Below are 18531 nucleotides of genomic sequence, written 5' to 3'. Positions count from 1 at the left end.
CCGACAGATTCCCGCCCGTCACCAAGCGCCTGTGGACAACCACCCGACTTGACCTGAACTCCAGTTGAGGTTGCACGCTCAAAGCCTCTGAAAAGCCTCTGAACAGACCGAAGGAGCAAATATGCGAGCCGCTGTAGTCACCGAGTTCGGCACCCCCGACGTGATCAAGACCCAGGACTGGCCCGACCCCGAGCCGGGCGCCGGCGAGGTCGTGATCGAGGTCGCGGTCGCCGACGTCATCTTCGTCGAGACGGCGATCAGACAGGGCCAACACAGCCAGTACTTCGACGTGAATCCGCCTTACGTGCCAGGCGGTTCACTCGCCGGCACCGTCCGTACAGTCGCGCCGGACGTGTCAACGGATTGGATCGGCAAGACCGTTCTCGGCCGTGCAACCGGCTTCGGTGCGCATGCCGAGCTCGTCCGAGCCAGCGCTGCCGCCCTCGTCGAAGTCCCCGCCGAACTCAACCTCGAGACAGCGATCGCGGTCTTCGGCGACGGCTTCACGGCTCTCATGCTGGAAGACCTCGCCCCGCCGATGCACGGCAAGAACGTGCTCGTCACGGCCTCCGCAGGCGGAATGGGCCTGCTGCTGCTCCAGCTCGCACACAACGCCGGCGCACACGTCATCGCGGCCGCCCGCGGCCAGGCGAAACTCGACCTCAGCAAGGCACAGGGCGCGGACGTGGTGATCGACTACTCGAAGCCGGGCTGGGAGAAGCTGGTGCTTGAGGCAACGAACAACCAGGGCGCCGACATCGTCTTCGAGGGCGCCGGCGGTCAGCTCGGTGCGACCGCGTTCACGGTCGTCAAGGACGGTGGCTGGTTCTCTGCACACGGCGCCCCGAGCGGAGGCTTCGCCGCGTATGACGCTGACGAGGCGGCACGACGCGGGATCACGGTGAAGGGGATCAACGATCTCAGAGCCGACACGACCAGTACGACGATCACGGGCGCCGATGTGATCGCTAGAGCCGTCGCCGGCGACCTCAAACCCGTCGTGGACCAGGTCTACGACCTGGACCACGTGGCTGACGCCCACACCGCGCTGGAGCAGCGCACGCTGCTCGGCAAGGCCCTGATCCGGGTCAGGTAGGGCTAGTCGCCGACCGGCTGGTCCGCGTGGTCGGTGACGGCAGGCGGGTCGGGACGGGCCGTGACGATCCGGTTGCGCCCGTCCCGCTTCGCGCTGAGCAGTGCGTTGTCGGCCGCGAGTACCAGCTGGTCCATGGTGTCCGCGACGTCCGGGTACACCGCTGCACCGAACGACGCCGGTACGCCGGTGATCACCGCAGTAGTCGCCATAGCGGTGTCCACTGACACGCTCAACGTGCTGAGCCGGTCACGGATCCGCTCAGCCACCTCCAGCACCTCACCCTCCGAGGCACCAGGCAGCAGCACGGCCAGCTCGTCTCCACCGACCCGTGCGACCAGATCACCCTGCCGGACCTCTGCACGCACGCTCTCACCGACCGCACGCAGCGCCTGGTCCCCAGCCGGGTGGCCGTAGGTGTCGTTGATCTCCTTGAACTTGTCCAGGTCCAGCATCAGCAGGCCGACCGAACTGCGCAGCGTCTCCGCACGAGCCAGCTCAGCCGGTACGGCGCTGGCCCAGTACGCCGGAGTCGCCAGACCGGTCTTCACGTCAGTACCTGCGGCCCGCTGGAACTGCGGCAGCAGCAGGTCGCGGTGCAGCGTCAGCACCGTCACCATCAGGATCGGCACGACCCACGGGTACGACGCCTGCAGTGCAGCGACCGCCACACCGAGTCCGAGGCCGGCCACCACGACGAGCTGGTCGGCAAGGTCTCCCAGTGCGCCACGAGCGGTGGCGTCAGGGGAGGAGAGCAGGATCGCGCCGATCACCAGCGCGAAGTTCACCAGCCACCAGGTCGCGGCAGCGCCCACCACGATCAGCAGCGTCCACGGCCCGGTCGGCACGCGGGGCTCGGTCAACAGGCCGCCGCCACGCAGTACCCCGGCAGCGGCAGCGCTGGCCAGGATGAACGTGCTCGCCGAGAACACCTTGCGGTGCGCGATGGTCCGTCCGTAGACCCGGATCCAGGAGTACCCGTAGGTGACCACAACCAGTGCGACCACCAGGCTGAGCGGGAGCAGCAACAGGCCGGCGAAGACCCAGAGGCTCTTCAGATTGGTGTACGGCGAAGTGTTCGCCGCCATCTCGCGTCGGCGCTCGATTCCGCGGGCAGACTCCAGGTGTAGCACCGAGGCGGCCGCCAGCACCGCGAAGGCGACCCACTCGGTCGGCCTGACGCCGGTACGGGCGCCGGAGACCGTCGAGGCCAGAGCCAGGGCGGTGATCATGACTGCAACAGCGTCGACGCCGAGCACATAGCTCAGCGCGGGACGCGGCAACGACCAGAGCTTCCATCGGCGGGGTGGCACCCATCTGCTCCGACCGATCAGAATCATGGTGGCCTCACACGGATAGACCTGAACGGTTATTCCGTAATAGTAACTGCCTGTTCACGCGAGGTCATCCCCAGGCCCGCGAAATTCCATCTGACGGATGGCGAAGGAAGGATCCAGCACCATGTCGAAGATCAGCACCGGCAACGAGTGGTTCAACGGCGGCAACGAGTGGTTCACCGGCGGCGGCAACGAGTGGTTCCACGGTGGGAACGAGTGGTTCCGCGGCGGCAACGAGTGGTTCACGCAGAGTGGCAACGAGTGGCTGCGCCGGCCGGGTGGATCCGGTAACGAGTGGTTCACCAGCGGTAACGAGTGGTGACCTGACGGATATTGCCGAAATTTCTTTACCGACATTTTACGGAGTCCGTCCGGGGATATTCCCTGAATCTCCGGACGCTCGTCCGGCCCTCAATTCGGAGGTGCCGGTCCCGGATCGGCGGGCGCGCGTCCAGGCAGTGCCCGCCGCCAGGGCCGCGATCGCACCCGCGGCGCCCATGACGCCCACTGCGAACGACGGCGACGACTGGTCGGCGATCAGTCCGGCGAGCAGGATGCCGATGCCCTGACTACTGCGCAGCGCCGTGCTGGCGACTCCGAACGCCTGGCCGCGCTGTGCGTCCGGGACGGCCTGCACGAAGGCCGCGCTCGTCGGTAGGTGGTAGGCCGACGCAAGGCCGGACACGGCCCACAAGGCGACGGTCGGCAGGAGCCCCGGCGCGAGGAAGCAGACGATCAGCGGCGCACAGGCCAGCACCGCCAGCGGCCCGAGCAGTCCCATCCGCTTCTCCGGCGGCCACAAGGTGATCAGCCACATGCCCGCGACAGCACCCGCTGGACTCGCGGCGAGCAGCAGTCCGGCTGCTTGAGGACCTCCACCGATCTCATGGGCGTAGGGGACAGCCAGGCCCTCGACAGTCACGTAGAACCCCGCGATCGTCGCCAACACGACCAGTGCGCGCAGTTTCGGCGTACGCACGACCAGTGAGAAGCCGGCGGCGAGGTCCTTGAAGTAGCTGCGAGGTGGCTCGTTTGTGTCACGGGCCGGCACCGGTCGCCGTCGTACGCCGAAGGCTATGAGTGCCGCGGACAGCAGGAAGGTGGCGGAGTCCAGCAGCAGACCGCCCGACGTACCTACCGCGACCACGACCACACCGCCGGTGCCGAAGCCGAGGACTTGGCTGAATTGCACGACCATGTCGTTCGCAGCCTTGCCGAGCACGTAGTGATCGCCTGGCAGCACGGCGGGCAGCGTCGCAGCGCGTGCAGCGTTGAACGGCGACCCGAAGGCCTGCAGCGCGAGCAGAAGCAGTACGACGACCAGCAGCGGTAGGGCCTGGATCGCCATCGCTGCAACGAGAACAGCCCGGGCCAGGTCCGTGACGATCATCACAGCACGGCGGGGGTAGCGATCGGCGAATCCGGCCAGCAGCGGCCCGAACAGCAGGTCGGGCACGTAGGTCAGTGCGTAGGTGAGAGCGGTCAGACCGGCGGAGTTGGTGCGGTCGAAGACCAGCACCGACAGCGCCACCCGGGCCAGCTGGTCGCCTGCGACGGACAGCACACCGGCCAGGAACAGCGCCCTGAACTCGGCGTGCGCGAACACGTCCCGCCAACGGGCACGCTCGATCACCCCACCCTCCATACCTACGACCTTAACCACAATCCGTGGTCTGACACCTCCCGCCTGTAACTGAAAGGGTTTCCCTGCGTCGTCGGAGGGCTGGTTCAAAGGTTTGATCGCGGCGTATCAGTGCCACATCGTGAACCCGGTGGTTCTCGATTTGGATGAACGTTCTACTCTGGAGATCTCTGGTACTGGGGTCTGGGCGGGGCGGCCCCGACCCCGGTACCGGAGCTCTTCTTTGTCCGGGGCCCATCGACAGATTCTGTCGGTAGGCCCCGGTAGCGTTCTCAGTGCCAGGGGCGGCTCCTGGACGTGCTTCCTTCTCCTTCACCAGGCCAAGTAGCGCGTTCGCTCTCCGCCCCTGGCGCGTTCGTCATGAGCCCGCTGGGGAGGAGACGCGATGCCGGATCAGCACGCGCAGGCCGCCGTACTGCTGCGCCGCCGGCGACTGGTCGACGCGACCACCCTCGCCCCTCCGGTCCGGCGTTCCGCGTGGCAGTGGCTGCGCCGTCCGCTGACCATCCAGTCGGGGCTGTCCGCGCTGCAGGCCGACCTGGTCCAGCGGGGCCTCCTGCTCTCCGTCGGCCTGTACCGGTACTGCTCCGGTCTGTCGGCGCCCGCTCTGGCCGGCTTCGGTCGCGCGCTGCTCGAGTTGCTCGACGCTGAGTCGGGTCACGACCAGCAGCACGTGCCGTTGTTCCGCGGCTTCCCGGAGAGTGTGCCGGGCAACACCGAGACCTTCTACATCAACAGGATCTTCGCGCAGTTGCTGCAGGAGCCCGAGCAGCCGTGCGTGCTCTGCGGCGACGCGAAGTCGGTGCACGCCGTCTCGCCCTGCGCGCACCTGGTCTGCCGGACGTGCTGGGACGGTTCCGACTTCAGCGCCTGCCCGTTGTGCCTGCGCCGGATCAACCCCAACGACCCGTTCCTGAAGCCGTCGTTCGACGAGGTCCAGCCCGCGCACGTGCGCTCGGACCGCCTCCGGTTGCTGACTCTCGCCCCGGCCGACGCGCTGCGCTCGACCGTCCACGCTCTGCTGGTACGACGCTCGCCCTTGTCCGCCGCGGATCGCGCCGACCTGCAGGTTCTGCTGGCCGGAGCCGACCCGTCGTGGCTGCCCGACGAGATCCCGGTCCGGGAGACGCGGGCGCTGGTCCTTGCACACTTCCTCGCCGACCATCCGGAGCTGATCGACCGGGCCGGTACGGCGACCGACGTACTGCGGCTGCTGTATGCGCTGATGGACGCGGATCCGGGGCTGCGGACGCCGCCGGCCCGGCGGAAGTCGTTGCCGCGGGCAACTCGACGGCTGGTGCTGGGGCGGCTCGACCGGTTGCCGGCCGAGACGTTGATCGAGGACATGCTCCGGCACGAGCGGGCCTGGAAGCGGATCGCGGAGAACCTGCACCCGTTCGAGTTCGCCACGCGGCATCCGCGGGCCGCGCTGGCGTTCGCGGTGTTGCGTCGTACCGATCTGGACTTGGGCACCGCGGCCGGTCGAGCGGTCGCGGGCGAGGCGGCAGGGCATCCGTTTGTTCGTGTGGATGGCGGGCGGCTGACCACGAGCACGTTCGCGTCCCGGGTCGAGGGCGCGTTGGCGGACAGGCCGGGGCGTGCGCTCGACCTGTTGCGGCAGCGGCCGGGAGATCTGGTACGGCGACTCGTCCAGTTGGCGCGGGTGTTGCCGGCGGATCAGCAGGGTGCGCTGGTGGACGCGTTGGCGACGGCGGTCTCGGACGTGTCGCCGGTCGTGCTGACCGCGGCGCTCGGCCAGGTCCGCACGCCACCGGGCGACCTGCGGCTGTTCTTCCCGCGCGGCGGGACCACGCGGATCTGGACGACGGTGGACGAGCGGGAGCCGTTGCCGACCGAGCTCGCGGCCGCGCTGTCCGGCGTACTGGTGGGCGAAATGTTGCGGCGGGCAACGGATCTGCCGCGGTTGCGGCGGGTGTTCCTCGACGAGGACCTGGCCCGGCTGGCGGCGCCTGGTTCGGAGCGGGGTGCGTCGTCGACGTTGCTGCGGATGACCCGGGGGAGCGCGGTCCCGATCCCGCAGGACGAGTTGCTGCGGTTGTTCCTGCACTGGGTCGAGCCGCGCGGGCGACGGGTGGATCTCGACCTGTCGGTCGCGGTGTTCGACGAGGAGTGGGGTTTCGTCGGGCTGTGTGACTACACCCGGCTGCGGTTCGACCAGGACGCGCTGGTGCATTCGGGCGACCTGACCTCGGCGCCGAGACCGCATGGGTCGACGGAGTTCGTGGATCTGGATCTGCGCGCGGTGCGACGGGTCGGCGGCCGGTACGTGCTGCCGGTGGTGTTCAGCTACAACAACGTGCCGTTCGACGAGCTCGAGCGGGGGTTCGTCGGGGTGATGCGGCAGCCGACCGGGCTGTTCGATCCGGCCGCGGTCGAGGAGCGGTTCGACCTGGCCGGGCCGGCGAAGATCCTGCTGCCGTTCGGCGTCGACCTGCAGACGAAGGAGCTGCGCTGGTACGACGTCAACCTCAGCGCGGCCGGGTACGGCCACAACATCGCGAAGTACGGCGGTCACCTGGCGCTGATGGCGGCGACGCTGGAGGAGGTCCACGGGGCGGGAGACCGGGTGAGCCTGTGGGAGGTCTGCTGCTGGCACGCCGCCGCGCGGAGCGACGAGGTCGTCGTACGGTGTGCCGACGGTTCGGTGGTCGGCTATCTGCGTGATCCTGCTGAGGATCTCTCGGCTTTCGCCCGGCGGCTCACCGCACGACTGGAGCCGGACCGCGTCTGGGATCAGGAGGCCGCTGAGCGGTCGGACTTCGCCGCCGTACTCAGTGCGGACATCACCCCACGTGCGGGCGCGGAGGTGTATGCGCTCCATCCGCATCTGCTCGACCCCGCCACGCACACGCTCATCGACGCGCCGCACCTGCTGAGCACGCTGGCTCCCGACACCCGTGCGCACACCCCAGCGGCCCTCCCGAGCTGATTTCCCCGGGCTGCCGCGGTTTCCGTCGCGGGCGCGGCTGAGGATTGGCTGAGAGGAGTTTGACAATTCTGTGACGCTGCGGGGCCGGGTGCTTTGGCTGGCGCGGCAGCAGGGGTACAACGGAATTGACTGCGAAGGGAGCCACGAATGACGTATGACGTGGTGGTGCTCATCGAGCGGGAGATGAGCGAGGGCGACGCGCGCCGCGTTGCCGCCCTGCACGCAAGGTACGAAGAACCCGTGGACTACCACCTGCTCGTCTCCAGCCATGCGGAGAGCGGCTTCGGTGGTCCGATGGCGTTGCTGGGGTCGAGTTTCGCGGACGTGGCCGGGATGACCGCCTCCAGAGCCGTTCCCGGGAACGCTATGTTCGCCTCGCCCCGGCCTATCCCGCCGCCCGAGCCGAGCCGAACACCGACTGCCACCCTCGCCGACCCGGATGTCGACCTGGCCTCGGTGATCGAACACAGTTCGCGTCACCTCCGGGCCGCCAGCGGCTACGCGGTGAACGTGTCCATCACGCACGGCGAGATCCTGCTGGCCCTGATGTCCCTGGTGAAGAGCACCAACAGCCACGAGGTCGTGGTGGTCGCCTGGCCGGAGACAGCCGCGAGTTTCCTCTGCTCCGACTGGACCACCAAGGCCCGCAAGGCCCTGAAGGTCCCGCGAGTCCGGATCCTCGAGCACGACACCTGATCCGCCTCGGCGCCGCGTACTCTCGGGGCCGTACCGAGCGACAGGATGTAGTCACCAATACCGCCAGGCGGGCGGGCCTCGCGGTGCGGCTGCCTCCTGTCGTTCGGTACGGCGCTCGAGACCTATCCGGCCGTGATCGGTTGGTGCGGCAGCCGCACCGAGACCGTGGTTTCGCCCGGGTGGGAGTGGATGGTGATGGTGCCGCCGTGGTGTTCGGCGATGATTCGCTGGGCGATGTCGAGGCCTAGACCGGTGCCTTTGCCGACGTCCTTCGTGGTGTAGAAGGGCTCGAAGGCGCGGGCCACGACCTGCGGCGGCATGCCCGGTCCGGTGTCGGTGAAGTCGACCACGATCCGGTCGCCGTCGGTGCGGGTGGTGATCCGCAACGTGCCGGCGCCGTCCATCGCGTCGACCGCGTTGTCGATCAGGTTCGTCCACACCTGGTTCAGTTCGCCGGCGTACGCGTCGATCCTCGGCACGTCCGCGCCGTACGAGCGGATCACCTCGATCCCGTCGCGGAGTTTGTGGCCGAGCATCACCAGCGTGCTTTCGATACCTTCGGTGACGTCGATCGTCTGGATCGAGCCGCGGTCCATCTGCGAGTACGACCGGACCGCCGCGACGAGCTCGGAGATCCGCCTGGTCGACTCCTTCACCTCGCCGAGGAGGGTGGCCACCGCGAGCGTGCTCGCGACCCACTCGAGTCCGGGCTCCAGCGCGTCGCCGAGGACCTCCGCGGCACGTTGGCACCACTCGAGCGAAGCGCCGGCGGCCGCCAGCGGCGGTGCGATCAGCCAGTCCTGCTCGATGTCATGGCGGTCCAGCCATTCCGAGATGGTGTTCTCGGCGTCGGCGAGGTCGACCGGGTCCGGTGCCGCCGTACCTTCGCCAAGCTCCAGCCGCAACGCGTCCAGCGCGCTGAACTGGGTGGCCGTGATCTCTCCTTCGGCGAGCCGGCGTAGGGCAGACAGCAACGAGTTGCAGGCAGTGTCGAGGGCGCTGACCGAGCGCGAGGCCGCGGCGGCGGGGTTGTTGATCTCGTGCGCCAGGCCGGCCGCCAGTGTTCCCAGCGTGATCAGCGCGTCGCGCTGCCGTGCGGTCGACTCGATCGCGCGAGCGGTCCCGTAGACGCCCTTGATGAGGTGGCCGCCGAGCGGGAACCAGGCGTCGACCCGCTCCCGCAGTACGCCGGCCGGCACCCGCAGTACCCGTCCCTCGGCGATCCCGCGCCCGGTCGCGAGGTAGACGCCGTGCTCGTCCCAGGCCCGGAACCCGCCGGCCCAACGCCCTGGTACGTCGATCTTGCCCATCACGGTGTCTTCCCGCCCGATCTGGCGGTGGAGCGCGATGGCGCCGTCGACGAGCACCCACCAGAAGTCGGCCGGCTCGCCTTCGTGGAACAGGACGGCACCCGGCTCGATCGGGACCTCGGTGCTACTGTCGATCAGCTCGCCCAGCTGGACGTCGGTCAGCCCGGCGAAGAGGGCGATCCCGCGCAGGTCGTCTACCTTCATCAGAGGCCCCCTGTCGTCAGACGGTCGCAAGGTAGCGGTGGACGAGGTAGACCGACATCGCGCCCTCGCCGACGGCGGACGCGACCCGTTTCATCGAGTCGAGTCGCACGTCGCCGGCGGCGAACACCCCCGGCAGGCTCGTCTCCAGTGCGTACGGCGGTCTCGGGAGCGCCCAGCGATCCATCGCGACCAACTCCGGACCCGTGACAACGAAGCCCTTGCCGTCACGGACCAGCCTGTCGTCCAGCCAGTCGGTCCGTGGTGACGCACCGACGAAGACGAACAACCAACTCGACTGCACCTCTTCGACCCGGCCGGACGTCCGGTCGGACAGAGTCAAGGCCTCGAGATGACCGTCGCCGCGACAGCTCACCACCTCGGTCCGGCACCGCACTTCGATGTTTGTCGCAGATGTGATCTTGTCTATCAAGTATCGGGACATGGATGTCGTCAATGTGTCCCCGCGTACCAATAGCACAACCCGCTTGGCATAGCGGGCCAGGTTCAGCGCCGCCTGACCAGCTGAGTTCGCCGCGCCCACGATGTAGACGTCGTCGTCCTGGCACTGGCTCGCTTCGCTGGCCGTGGCGCCGTAGTACACGCCGCGACCGGTGAGGTCGCCGAGGCCGTCGACATCCAGGCTCCGGTACGAGACGCCGGTCGCGATGATCACCGCGCGGGCCTCGATCTCTCCCGATCCCTCCAGCAGTACGGCGTGCACAGGCCCGCGCGGCTCGAGCCCGACGACTCCGCGGGCCAGCACCATTTCGGCTCCGAAGCGGGAGGCTTGGGCGACTGCCCGGGCAGCGAGGTCCGAGCCAGTCAGCCCGCGCGGGAATCCGAGGTAGTTCTCGATCGCCGCGCTCAGCCCGGCCTGCCCGCCAGGCGCCTCGCGCTCGACGATGACCGTGCTCAACCCTTCCGACGCCGCATAGACCCCGGCGGCCAGTCCGGCGGGACCGCCTCCGACGATGCAGACGTCGTACAGCGGCTGCTCGGCGCGGGTCCGCAGGCCGAGCGCGGAGGCGAGATCGACCGTGGACGGTGAGCGGAGGGTGTCACCCTCGGGGATCAGGACCAACGGCAGATCGTTGTCCGCGGCATCGGCCAGGTCGCGCAGGCGTTGACCTTCGGCGTCGCGCTCGACGTCGTACCAGCGGTACGGCACGTGGTTGCGAGCCAGGAACGTTTTGATGTCGTGGGCGCGATCCGACCAGCGGTTGCCGATCACGCGGACGTCGGTGGTGTGCTCGGGGTTGGCCTGCTGCCAGTCGCCGAGCAGGTCGTCGACGACCGGGAACAGCTTGTCCTCCGGTGGATCCCAGGGCTTGAGCAGGTAGTAGTCCAGGCCGATGTCGTTGATCGCCTTGATCGCGACCTCGGTGTCGGCGTACGCGGTGAGCAACAGGTACTTCGCGGTCGGTGCGTGTTCCCGGGCGCGCTCGAGCAGTTCGATCCCGGTCATCCCCGGCATGCGCTGGTCCGTGGCGATCATCGCGATCGGCTGGTTACGCAACGCGAGTTTGGTCAATGCGGCCAGCGCTTGTGTGCCTGACGTCGCCTTCACGACCAGGTAGTCGTCGCCGTACCGCCGACGCAGGTCGCGGGAGATGGCCGCCGAGACCATCGGGTCGTCGTCGACAGTGAGAATCGCAGGTTTGGTCACGCGGTGCCCCCACAGCAGTGAACCCAGTCAGGTCAGCATGCCACGAGATCCACCGGCACGGCACTAGTCGTGATCAGCGCGCGCAGCGTCCCCGACTAGTCGTCGATCAGCGCGCGCAGCGTCTCCCGTTCCGGCTCGGGGACGTAGCCGGCGTAGTAGTCGTACATGTTCTGCCGGGCGATCCGGGCCGCCGCGTGACCGTCACCGGCGCGGATCGCGTCGACCACCTCGGCGTGGTGCTGGAGCGACTCGAGCATCAGGGCGCGGCTGTTCTGGGCGTGCGCGACCTTGTCCGAGATCAAGGTCAGGACGACACCGCGGACAACCTCGTTGCAGGTCTGGATCAGCGAATTGCGGCTGATCTGCGCGATCACGTCGTGGAAGGCCAGATCGGCCTCGCTGAAGGCCTCGAAGTCGACGTCGATCGCGGCCCGCATGGCCACCAGCGTCTCCTCCATCTCGGTCAGCTGCTCCGGTGTGCGGAGCCGGGAGGCGACCTGGATCGCGGCGCCGTCCATGATCATCCGGAAGCCGATCAGCTCGCTCAGCGTCAGCTCGTCCACTCGCGCCAGCCGGACCATCTGCTTGCGCAGCGCCGACTGGGAGAACGGCAGGATCTCCGGCCCGTTCGGATCACCCGGACGCGACCGGACGACGCCGTTGCTCTCCAGCACCCGCAGCGCTTCGCGCACCGTCGACCGGCTGACCTCGAACTGCGCGACGAGCTCGCGCTCGCTCGGCAACCGCTGGCCGGGGGCGAGATCGCCACGGGCGAGGGCGTCCTCGACCTGCTCGACGATCCGCTGGTACGCGCGGACTGGTTGCACCGGCTCGAACCGCGGACCTTTTGTCATTCCGGAGCACCCCAATCGCTTGACAGACCCCTGCGTAGCGACAAACCTAGTGGCCCAATGACACCTAGTCCACTGGTCGGACCAGTCACAACCGGACGGCGAAGTGCGCCGGACCGGCGTGGCCCCGCTCAGCAGACTCCGCAGAGATCGCCAGAATGCGGCGAGGAACAGCCGGCAGCACTGGAGGAGTTCGCGTGAAGTCCCAGTTCATCAAAAGCGCGCTGCCGAGCCGGGCGGTCGCGGTCGTCGCCTCTGCGGCACTCTTGGTCCTCACCGCCTGCTCGGCGGGTTCTGGTGCGTCGTCCGGCAGCTCGCCGGGCGGGAGCCAGTCGTTGTCGATCGGCCTGGTCGCCGAGCCGGCCAGCCTCGACTTCACCACTACCGACGGTGCCGCGATCCCGCAGGCGCTGCTCGGCAACCTGTACGAGCGCCTGGTCAAGCAGGACGACTCCGGCAAGATCGTGCCGTCGCTGGCGAAGTCGTGGACTGTCTCACCGGATCGCAAGACGTACACGTTCGACTTGGTAGACAACGCGAAGTTCACCAACGGCAAGCCGTTCACCGCGGCCGACGCGGTGTTCAGCATCAACCGGGTGAAGACGGCCTGGACGACCTCGCTCAAGTCCGCGATGGACGTCGTACAGGAAGCCGAGGCGCTGTCGCCGACGCAGTTGCAGGTGACGCTGACCAAGCCGAGCAACGGCTGGCTGTTCCGGATGACGACCCGGATCGGCGCGATGTTCTCCGAGACCGGCGTGAGCGCCCTGGCGACCACCCCGATCGGCACCGGGCCGTTCAAGTTCTCCAAGTGGAACCGTGGCGACTCGATCGTGCTGGAGCGCAACGACGACTACTGGGGCACGAAGCCGTTCTTCAACCAGATCACGCTGAAGTACTTCAAGGACCCGACCGCGCTGAACAACGCGCTGCTGACCGGCACCATCAACGTGATCGGCACCGTCCAGGCGCCCGAGGCGTTGAGCCAGTTCACCAGCAACGACAAGTACCAGGTGATCGAGGGTACGACGAACGGCGAGGTGCTGCTGTCGTTCAACAACTCCGAGCCGATCTTCAAGGACATCAGGACCCGTCAGGCGATCCGTCAGGCGATCGACCACAAGGCCTTGATGGACACGTGCTGGGCGGGTCGCGGCAAGCTGATCGGCAGCATGGTCCCGCCGACCGACCCGTGGTACGAGGATCTGACCGGTGTCGCGCCGTACGACCTGGCCAAGGCGAAGTCGTTGCTGCAGGCATCTGGTGCCGCGGGCAAGACGTTGCGGCTGCGGCTGCCCACGTTGCCCTATGCGATCGCCTGCGGTCAGGTGGTGAAGAGCCAGCTGGAGCAGGCCGGGTTGAAGGTCGCGATCGACCAGCAGGAGTTTCCGGCGGCGTGGCTGACCAACGTGCTGAAGAACGCCGACTACGACATGTCGATCATCGCGCACGTCGAGCCGCGTGACCTGGGTGCGGTCTTCAACGCGAAGTACTACACCCGGTACGACGACCCGACCCTGCAGCAGTACCTGGCCGCGGCGGACTCCGGTGACGAGGCGGCGCAGATCGACAACATGAAGAAGGCGGCGCGGCGGATCTCCGAGCAGGCCGCCGGCGACTGGCTCTTCCTGCTGCCGAACCTGATCGTCGCGGACAAGAACCTGACCGGTCTGCCGAAGAACGCGATCACCGAGAACCTCGACCTGACCAGCCTCGCCCGCTCCTGAGCCGATACGGACCAGCTGATGATCCTCCGCCTGATCGAACGCACCGCGGTGCTGCTGGTCAGCCTTGCGGTCAGTTCGGTGCTCGTCTTCTCGTTCCTGGCCGTGCTGCCGGGCGACCCGGCCCGGGTCGCCCTCGGCGTCAACGCGTCCGACGAGGCCGTCGCGGAGATGCGCCGGCAGTTCGGGCTCGACCGGCCGCTGCCGACGCAGTACTTCGACTGGCTGGGCGGCATGCTGCGCGGTGACTTCGGGACGTCGTACGTGTCGAAGGCCGAGATCGGGCCGCAGATCGTCGACCGGTTCCAGGTGACGCTGTGGCTGGTCGTGGCCGGCATGGTCATCGCGTTGTTGATCGCGGTGCCGGCCGGGACGGTGATGGCCGCGCGGCACCGCAAGGTCTCCGGGCTGGCGCTGTCCGCGGTCTCCCAGCTGGGTGTCGCCGTACCGGCGTTCCTGGCCGGGATCCTGCTGATCATGGTGTTCGCGGTGAAGCTCGGCTGGCTGCCCGCGAACGGCTGGACGCCGCCGGCACAGGACCCCAGCATGTTTGCCAGACAACTGATCATGCCTGCCTTGTCACTCGGTCTAGTACAAGGCGCTGTCTTAACCCGATACGTGCGTAGCGCCGTACTCGACGTACTGCGTGAGGACTACCTCCGGACCGCGCGGGCCAAAGGACTGAAGCCGTTCCCGGCCCTGTGGCGGCACGGCCTCCGCAACGCGGCCGTCCCGGTGGTGACTGTGCTCGGTCTGCAGCTCGCGACCCTGCTGATCGGCGCGGTCGTCGTGGAGCGCGTCTTCGTCATCCCCGGCCTCGGCAGCCTCCTCCTGGACGGTGTGTCGAACCGCGATCTCCTCCTCGTCCAGGACGTGGTGATGGTCCTGGTGATCGCCGTACTCGTGGTCAACTTCCTCGTCGATCTCCTGTACGTCGCTCTGGACCCCCGGCTGCGGGTGTCACGATGAGACGGCTGAATCCGAGTCTGATCGTCGGCGCCGTGATCGTCGGGCTGATCGCGGTGATGGCGCTCGTCTCGTTCGTCTGGACGCCGCACGACGCCACGCTCGTCGACCCCACCGTCCGGTTGGCCAAGCCCTCGTGGGACCACTGGTTCGGGACCGACAAGTTCGGCCGCGATGTGTTCAGCCAGATCATGGTCGGATCGCGGACCACGTTGTTCGTCGGCGTGGTCGCGGTCGGTGTGGCCGCGCTGATCGGCGTACCGCTGGGAATCCTGGCGGCGATGTCGCGGCGCTGGTCGAGCGAGCTCATCATGCGGACCAACGATCTGCTGCTCGCGTTCCCGGCATTGCTGCTGGCGATCATGTTCGGCGCGGTGTTCGGGGCGAGCACGATGACGGCGATGATCGCCATCGGCATCGCGTCGGTGCCGAGCTTCGCGCGGGTGATCCGGAGCGGGGCGTTGCAGGTGATGCGGACCGAGTACGTGCTGGCGGCCCGGGCCGCTGGGCGGCAGCCGTTTCCGATCGCCGTACGGCATGTGCTGCCCAACGTGACGAGTCTGATCACCGTGCAGGCGTCGGTGTCGTTCGCGATCGCGGTGCTGGCCGAGGCGGCTTTGTCGTTCCTCGGGTACGGGACGCCGCCACCGACGCCGTCGTGGGGCCGGATGCTGCAGGAGAGTCAGGAGTTCCTGTTCAGCGCGCCGCGGCTGGCGATCTTCCCAGGTGTGGCGATCGCGATCGCCGTACTGGGGTTCAATCTGCTCGGCGACGGGCTCCGCGACCGGTTCGACCCGAAGTTGGAGGACCGCCGATGAACGACGTACTCAGCGTTCGCGGGCTGACCGTGACGGTGCGTGACAAGACGCTGGTCTCGGACGTCGATCTGACCGTCGGGCCGGGGGAGCGGGTCGGGCTGATCGGCGAGTCCGGGTCGGGCAAGTCGCTGACCGCGCTGAGCGTGCTCGGTCTGCTGCCCGAGGACGTGATCGCGGCCGGGTCGGTCCGGGTGACCGGTGTCGAGCACGAGTTGATCGGTGCGGACGAACGACGGATGTCGCGGGTCCGGGGCCGGCAGTTGGCGATGGTCTTCCAGGAGCCGATGACGGCGCTGAACCCGACGATGCGGGTCGGCGATCAGATCGCGGAAGCCATGCTCATCCATCGGACGGCGTCGGGTCGTGGGGCAGCGCGTGATGCGGCAGTCGAGCTGCTCGAACGGGTCCAGTTACCGTCGGAAACGTTGCGCGCGTACCCGCACCAGCTGTCCGGTGGCCAACGGCAACGAGTCGTCCTGGCTCTTGCCCTCGCCAACGATCCCGCTCTGCTGATCTGCGACGAACCGACGACCGCCCTCGACGTCACCGTGCAGGCGCTCGTCCTGGACCTCATCGTCAAGGGAGTGGTCGCACGCGAGGCTGCCCTGCTCTTCATCACGCACGACCTCGCTGTCGTCGCGACCGTGTGCGAACGCGTGTTGGTGATGTATGGCGGTCGTGTCGTCGAGTCAGGCCCGGTCGGTGAGGTGTTCACTCGGCCTCGTCACCGCTACACCGAGGGACTGCTCGCGGCCTCCGACCTCGAGACGGCCGATCGACGGCTGACCACGATCCCGGGCAACGTGCCGCCCGCCGGTCAGTTCCCGTCCGGCTGCGTATTCCGCACTCGCTGCCGCCACGCCACCGAGGTCTGCGCCACCACGCCCGCGTGGAGCGGGTCGGAGGCGACTGGCTTCGCGTGCCACCATCCTGTGGAGGTTGCACATGTCTGACATGTCTCTCCGCGAGCATGTGCCTGCGGCTCACGAACCCGTGGCCGATCCGGCCATCCAACTGATCGACGTCGTACGCAACTACACCCGACCGCGTACGTCGCTGCTCCGCGCAGCCCCGGTGGTCCACGCGCTGAGCGGGGTGAACCTCGAGGTCAAGCCAGGTGAACGCTTCGGCATCGTCGGCGAATCCGGCTGCGGCAAGTCGACCCTGCTACGGATCATCGCCGCGCTCGACCAAGCGACCTCCGGTCACGTCGTTGTCGAAGGCACCGACATCACCCGCTTGCCGGAGCGGCGGCTGCGATTTCTCCGCGAGAACCTGCAACTCGTCTTCCAGGACCCGATGAGTTCGCTCGACCCGCGGATGCGCGTCCGCGACATCATCGCCGAACCCCTCGTCGTCCAAGGGCATCCGGCCTCCGGGGAGCGCGTCCGCGAACTGCTCGAAGCGGTCGGTCTGTCCGCCGACGCAGGCGACCGGTACCCGCACCAGTTCTCCGGCGGTCAGCGGCAACGCATCTCCATCGCCCGCGCGCTCGCCCCGCGCCCGCGCATCCTGATCGCGGACGAGCCGGTCAGTGCCCTCGACGTATCGGTCCGCGCACAGGTGCTCAACCTGATCTCCGACCTCGTCGACGAACTCAACCTGACCCTCGTCTTCGTCTCCCACGACCTGTCCGTCGTGAAGCACGTGTGCGACCGGGTCGCCGTGATGAACGCCGGCCAGATCGTCGAGACCGGCTTCACCGGCGACGTGTACGCCGCCCCGCAGCACCCGTACACCCAGCGCCTCGTCTCGGCCATCCCCACCCTCCACAGAGCGTTGTCCGGAGCAACCACCACCGACCTCCTCGCTGCGAAGGGAGAACCCGGATGAAGTACCCAGCCGGCCTGCCGGTCGGAGAGACCTGGGTCGAGGCACCGTCCATCGAGCCGGTGATCTTCCCGTACGACGGTTCGACGGTCACCGACGCGCCCGTCGGGGACATGGAGCTGGCCCGGCAGGCGCTCGACCACGCGCTCGCCGTCCGCGATGCGGTCGGCCGGCTTCCGTCGTACGTACGCCGGAAGGCCTTGCAGAGCGTGCATGCGACGATCTCGGCCGAGCGCGATGCCTTCGTCGACCTGCTCGTGCTGGAGACCGGCAAGCCGCTGGTCGACTGCCGGGTCGAGGTCGATCGCACGCTGCTCACCCTGGAGACGTCGGCCGAGGAGGTCGCGCGGCTGCACGGCGAGACCGTGCCGCTGGATCTGCTGCCGAGTGGTGACGGTCTGGTCGGGTTCTGGGTGCGGAAGCCGGTCGGTGTGGTCGTCGGGATCACTGGGTTCAACTATCCGTTGCTGCTGGCGTCGCACAAGATCGCGCCGGCGCTCGCGGCCGGGTGCCCGGTGATCGTGAAGCCGGCGCCGCAGACTCCGCTCGCGACGTTGTGGCTGGTCCATCTGATGCGGGAGGCGTTGGTCGAGGCCGGGGCTCCGGCGGCCGCCGTGCAACTGGTGACCGGGGGACCGGACGTCGGCGCTGCTCTGACGACGGATCGCCGGATCGGGGCGGTCTCGTTCACCGGATCGGCAGCGGTCGGCCACCAGATCGCCCGCGACGCCGCCCCGACCAAGGTGCTCCTCGAGCTCGGCTCGAACTCGGCCCTCGTCGTCGCGGCCGACGCCGATCTCGATGCGGCGGCCGATGCGATCATCCGCGGCGGGTACTACGCATCTGGTCAGGCATGTATCTCTGTCCAACGAGTAATCGTTGTGGACTCCGTACATGCCACATTGCTAGACAAGTTGACCGAGCGTCTTCCTGCCGTTGTCGTCGGCGATCCTCGCTCGCCGGACACCCGGGTGTCGGCGCTGATCGATCCGAAGTCGACCTCTCGGGTCCGGGCCTGGGTCGATGCGTCGCTCGCTTCCGGTGCCGAGCTGACCTACTCGTCGAAGGACGGGGAGTTGCTGGGGCCGACCGTGTTGACGGACGTGGCATCGGGCCAACTGGCGTGGGACGAGGAGATCTTCGGGCCGGTGATCGCGGTCCGGCCGGTACCGGACCTCGACACGGCCTTCGCTACGGTCAACGCATCCCGGTATGGCTTGCACGCGAGTGTGTTCACCTCCTCGCTGGACACCGCGTTCACCGCGATCGATCGGCTCGACGTCGGCGGGGTGGTCATCAACGAGGTACCGGGATTCCGGTCGGACGTGATGCCGTACGGCGGCGTGAAGGACTCCGGGATCGGTCGCGAAGGACCCCGGTTCGCGATCGAGGAACTGACCACGACCCGGATGGCCATCATCCGCCCGAGGCCCTGAGGTGACTG

At 68.1% G+C, this 18531-nt stretch carries 15 protein-coding genes; 10 read left to right on the top strand and 5 right to left on the bottom strand.

Annotated features, from left to right (window positions below; all coding sequences use genetic code 11):
* The first annotated feature begins 121 nt into the window (after positions 1-121).
* Entirely contained in the window at positions 122-1096 is a 975-nt protein-coding gene (locus ACGFIF_RS37745) for a zinc-binding dehydrogenase (RefSeq protein ID WP_393161386.1), read from the top strand.
* Between the two features lie 2 nt (positions 1097-1098).
* Here the strand turns inward: ACGFIF_RS37745 and ACGFIF_RS37740 are convergent, their stop codons facing one another.
* A complete protein-coding gene (locus ACGFIF_RS37740) occupies positions 1099-2433 on the bottom strand; it encodes a diguanylate cyclase (RefSeq protein WP_393161384.1) in 1335 nt (444 codons plus the stop codon).
* Between the two features lie 121 nt (positions 2434-2554).
* On the opposite strand from ACGFIF_RS37740, the gene ACGFIF_RS37735 reads away from it, so the two are divergent.
* Positions 2555-2752, top strand: coding sequence for a DEAD/DEAH box helicase (locus ACGFIF_RS37735; protein WP_132209649.1), 198 nt, complete (start codon positions 2555-2557; stop codon positions 2750-2752).
* Positions 2753-2788: 36 nt separating this feature from the next.
* On the opposite strand, the gene ACGFIF_RS37730 is transcribed toward ACGFIF_RS37735, so the two are convergent.
* On the bottom strand, positions 2789-4075 hold the full coding sequence (locus ACGFIF_RS37730; RefSeq protein ID WP_393161381.1) for an MFS transporter: 1287 nt from the start codon (positions 4073-4075) through the stop codon (positions 2789-2791).
* Positions 4076-4457: 382 nt separating this feature from the next.
* Between ACGFIF_RS37730 and ACGFIF_RS37725 the strand changes: the two genes are divergently transcribed.
* Together ACGFIF_RS37725 and ACGFIF_RS37720 are read left to right on the top strand one after the other, a co-directional pair.
* Positions 4458-7022, top strand: a complete 2565-nt coding sequence (locus ACGFIF_RS37725) for an MXAN_6230/SCO0854 family RING domain-containing protein (protein WP_393161379.1) — start codon at positions 4458-4460, stop codon at positions 7020-7022.
* 147 nt (positions 7023-7169) lie between these two features.
* Positions 7170-7718, top strand: a complete 549-nt coding sequence (locus ACGFIF_RS37720; RefSeq protein WP_393161377.1) for a hypothetical protein — start codon at positions 7170-7172, stop codon at positions 7716-7718.
* 122 nt (positions 7719-7840) lie between these two features.
* Here the strand turns inward: ACGFIF_RS37720 and ACGFIF_RS37715 are convergent, their stop codons facing one another.
* The 3 genes from ACGFIF_RS37715 to ACGFIF_RS37705 form a co-directional block, all read right to left on the bottom strand.
* Positions 7841-9232 carry a sensor histidine kinase gene (locus tag ACGFIF_RS37715; RefSeq protein WP_393161375.1) on the bottom strand — a complete coding sequence of 464 codons (1392 nt, stop codon included), beginning with the start codon at positions 9230-9232 and terminating at the stop codon, positions 7841-7843.
* A gap of 16 nt (positions 9233-9248) precedes the next feature.
* The gene (locus ACGFIF_RS37710) at positions 9249-10898 is read right to left on the bottom strand and encodes an FAD-dependent oxidoreductase (RefSeq protein WP_393161373.1); all 1650 of its coding nucleotides are present in this window, start codon (positions 10896-10898) and stop codon (positions 9249-9251) included.
* Between the two features lie 95 nt (positions 10899-10993).
* A complete protein-coding gene (locus ACGFIF_RS37705) occupies positions 10994-11752 on the bottom strand; it encodes a FadR/GntR family transcriptional regulator (protein WP_393161371.1) in 759 nt (252 codons plus the stop codon).
* 194 nt (positions 11753-11946) lie between these two features.
* Between ACGFIF_RS37705 and ACGFIF_RS37700 the strand changes: the two genes are divergently transcribed.
* Genes ACGFIF_RS37700 through ACGFIF_RS37675 form a run of 6 tightly spaced genes read left to right on the top strand, consistent with a single transcriptional unit; the run spans position 11947 to position 18523 of the window.
* On the top strand, positions 11947-13476 hold the full coding sequence (locus ACGFIF_RS37700) for an ABC transporter substrate-binding protein (RefSeq protein ID WP_393161369.1): 1530 nt from the start codon (positions 11947-11949) through the stop codon (positions 13474-13476).
* Between the two features lie 18 nt (positions 13477-13494).
* Complete coding sequence (locus ACGFIF_RS37695; RefSeq protein ID WP_393161367.1) at positions 13495-14442, top strand: ABC transporter permease; 948 nt, start codon at positions 13495-13497, stop codon at positions 14440-14442.
* Positions 14439-15257 (top strand): ABC transporter permease, encoded by an 819-nt coding sequence (locus tag ACGFIF_RS37690; RefSeq protein ID WP_393161365.1) that lies wholly within the window; start codon positions 14439-14441, stop codon positions 15255-15257. Before ACGFIF_RS37695 ends, ACGFIF_RS37690 begins: the two co-directional genes overlap by 4 nt.
* The gene (locus tag ACGFIF_RS37685; protein WP_393161363.1) at positions 15254-16210 is read left to right on the top strand and encodes an ABC transporter ATP-binding protein; all 957 of its coding nucleotides are present in this window, start codon (positions 15254-15256) and stop codon (positions 16208-16210) included. The genes ACGFIF_RS37690 and ACGFIF_RS37685 overlap by 4 nt, the downstream gene beginning before the upstream one ends.
* Positions 16203-17090, top strand: coding sequence for an ATP-binding cassette domain-containing protein (locus tag ACGFIF_RS37680; protein WP_393161361.1), 888 nt, complete (start codon positions 16203-16205; stop codon positions 17088-17090). Before ACGFIF_RS37685 ends, ACGFIF_RS37680 begins: the two co-directional genes overlap by 8 nt.
* Positions 17087-18523 carry an aldehyde dehydrogenase family protein gene (locus ACGFIF_RS37675; protein ID WP_393161359.1) on the top strand — a complete coding sequence of 479 codons (1437 nt, stop codon included), beginning with the start codon at positions 17087-17089 and terminating at the stop codon, positions 18521-18523. Before ACGFIF_RS37680 ends, ACGFIF_RS37675 begins: the two co-directional genes overlap by 4 nt.
* Positions 18524-18531: the final 8 nt, after the last annotated feature.

The organism is Kribbella sp. NPDC049174 (assembly GCF_043197365.1).
Classification (GTDB): Bacteria; Actinomycetota; Actinomycetes; order Propionibacteriales; family Kribbellaceae; genus Kribbella.
Note: the sequence above shows the minus strand (reverse complement) of the source record. Positions and strands in the feature narration are given on the sequence as shown.

What these genes read in the sequence shown, in the direction of transcription:
- ACGFIF_RS37745 (WP_393161386.1), top strand. Translation starts at nt 122, where the DNA reads ATGCGAGCCGCTGTAGTCACCGAGTTCGGCACCCCCGACGTGATCAAG.
- ACGFIF_RS37740 (WP_393161384.1), bottom strand. Translation starts at nt 2,433, where the DNA reads ATGATTCTGATCGGTCGGAGCAGATGGGTGCCACCCCGCCGATGGAAG.
- ACGFIF_RS37735 (WP_132209649.1), top strand. Translation starts at nt 2,555, where the DNA reads ATGTCGAAGATCAGCACCGGCAACGAGTGGTTCAACGGCGGCAACGAG.
- ACGFIF_RS37730 (WP_393161381.1), bottom strand. Translation starts at nt 4,075, where the DNA reads ATGGAGGGTGGGGTGATCGAGCGTGCCCGTTGGCGGGACGTGTTCGCG.
- ACGFIF_RS37725 (WP_393161379.1), top strand. Translation starts at nt 4,458, where the DNA reads ATGCCGGATCAGCACGCGCAGGCCGCCGTACTGCTGCGCCGCCGGCGA.
- ACGFIF_RS37720 (WP_393161377.1), top strand. Translation starts at nt 7,170, where the DNA reads ATGACGTATGACGTGGTGGTGCTCATCGAGCGGGAGATGAGCGAGGGC.
- ACGFIF_RS37715 (WP_393161375.1), bottom strand. Translation starts at nt 9,232, where the DNA reads ATGAAGGTAGACGACCTGCGCGGGATCGCCCTCTTCGCCGGGCTGACC.
- ACGFIF_RS37705 (WP_393161371.1), bottom strand. Translation starts at nt 11,752, where the DNA reads ATGACAAAAGGTCCGCGGTTCGAGCCGGTGCAACCAGTCCGCGCGTAC.
- ACGFIF_RS37695 (WP_393161367.1), top strand. Translation starts at nt 13,495, where the DNA reads ATGATCCTCCGCCTGATCGAACGCACCGCGGTGCTGCTGGTCAGCCTT.
- ACGFIF_RS37690 (WP_393161365.1), top strand. Translation starts at nt 14,439, where the DNA reads ATGAGACGGCTGAATCCGAGTCTGATCGTCGGCGCCGTGATCGTCGGG.
- ACGFIF_RS37685 (WP_393161363.1), top strand. Translation starts at nt 15,254, where the DNA reads ATGAACGACGTACTCAGCGTTCGCGGGCTGACCGTGACGGTGCGTGAC.
- ACGFIF_RS37680 (WP_393161361.1), top strand. Translation starts at nt 16,203, where the DNA reads ATGTCTGACATGTCTCTCCGCGAGCATGTGCCTGCGGCTCACGAACCC.
- ACGFIF_RS37675 (WP_393161359.1), top strand. Translation starts at nt 17,087, where the DNA reads ATGAAGTACCCAGCCGGCCTGCCGGTCGGAGAGACCTGGGTCGAGGCA.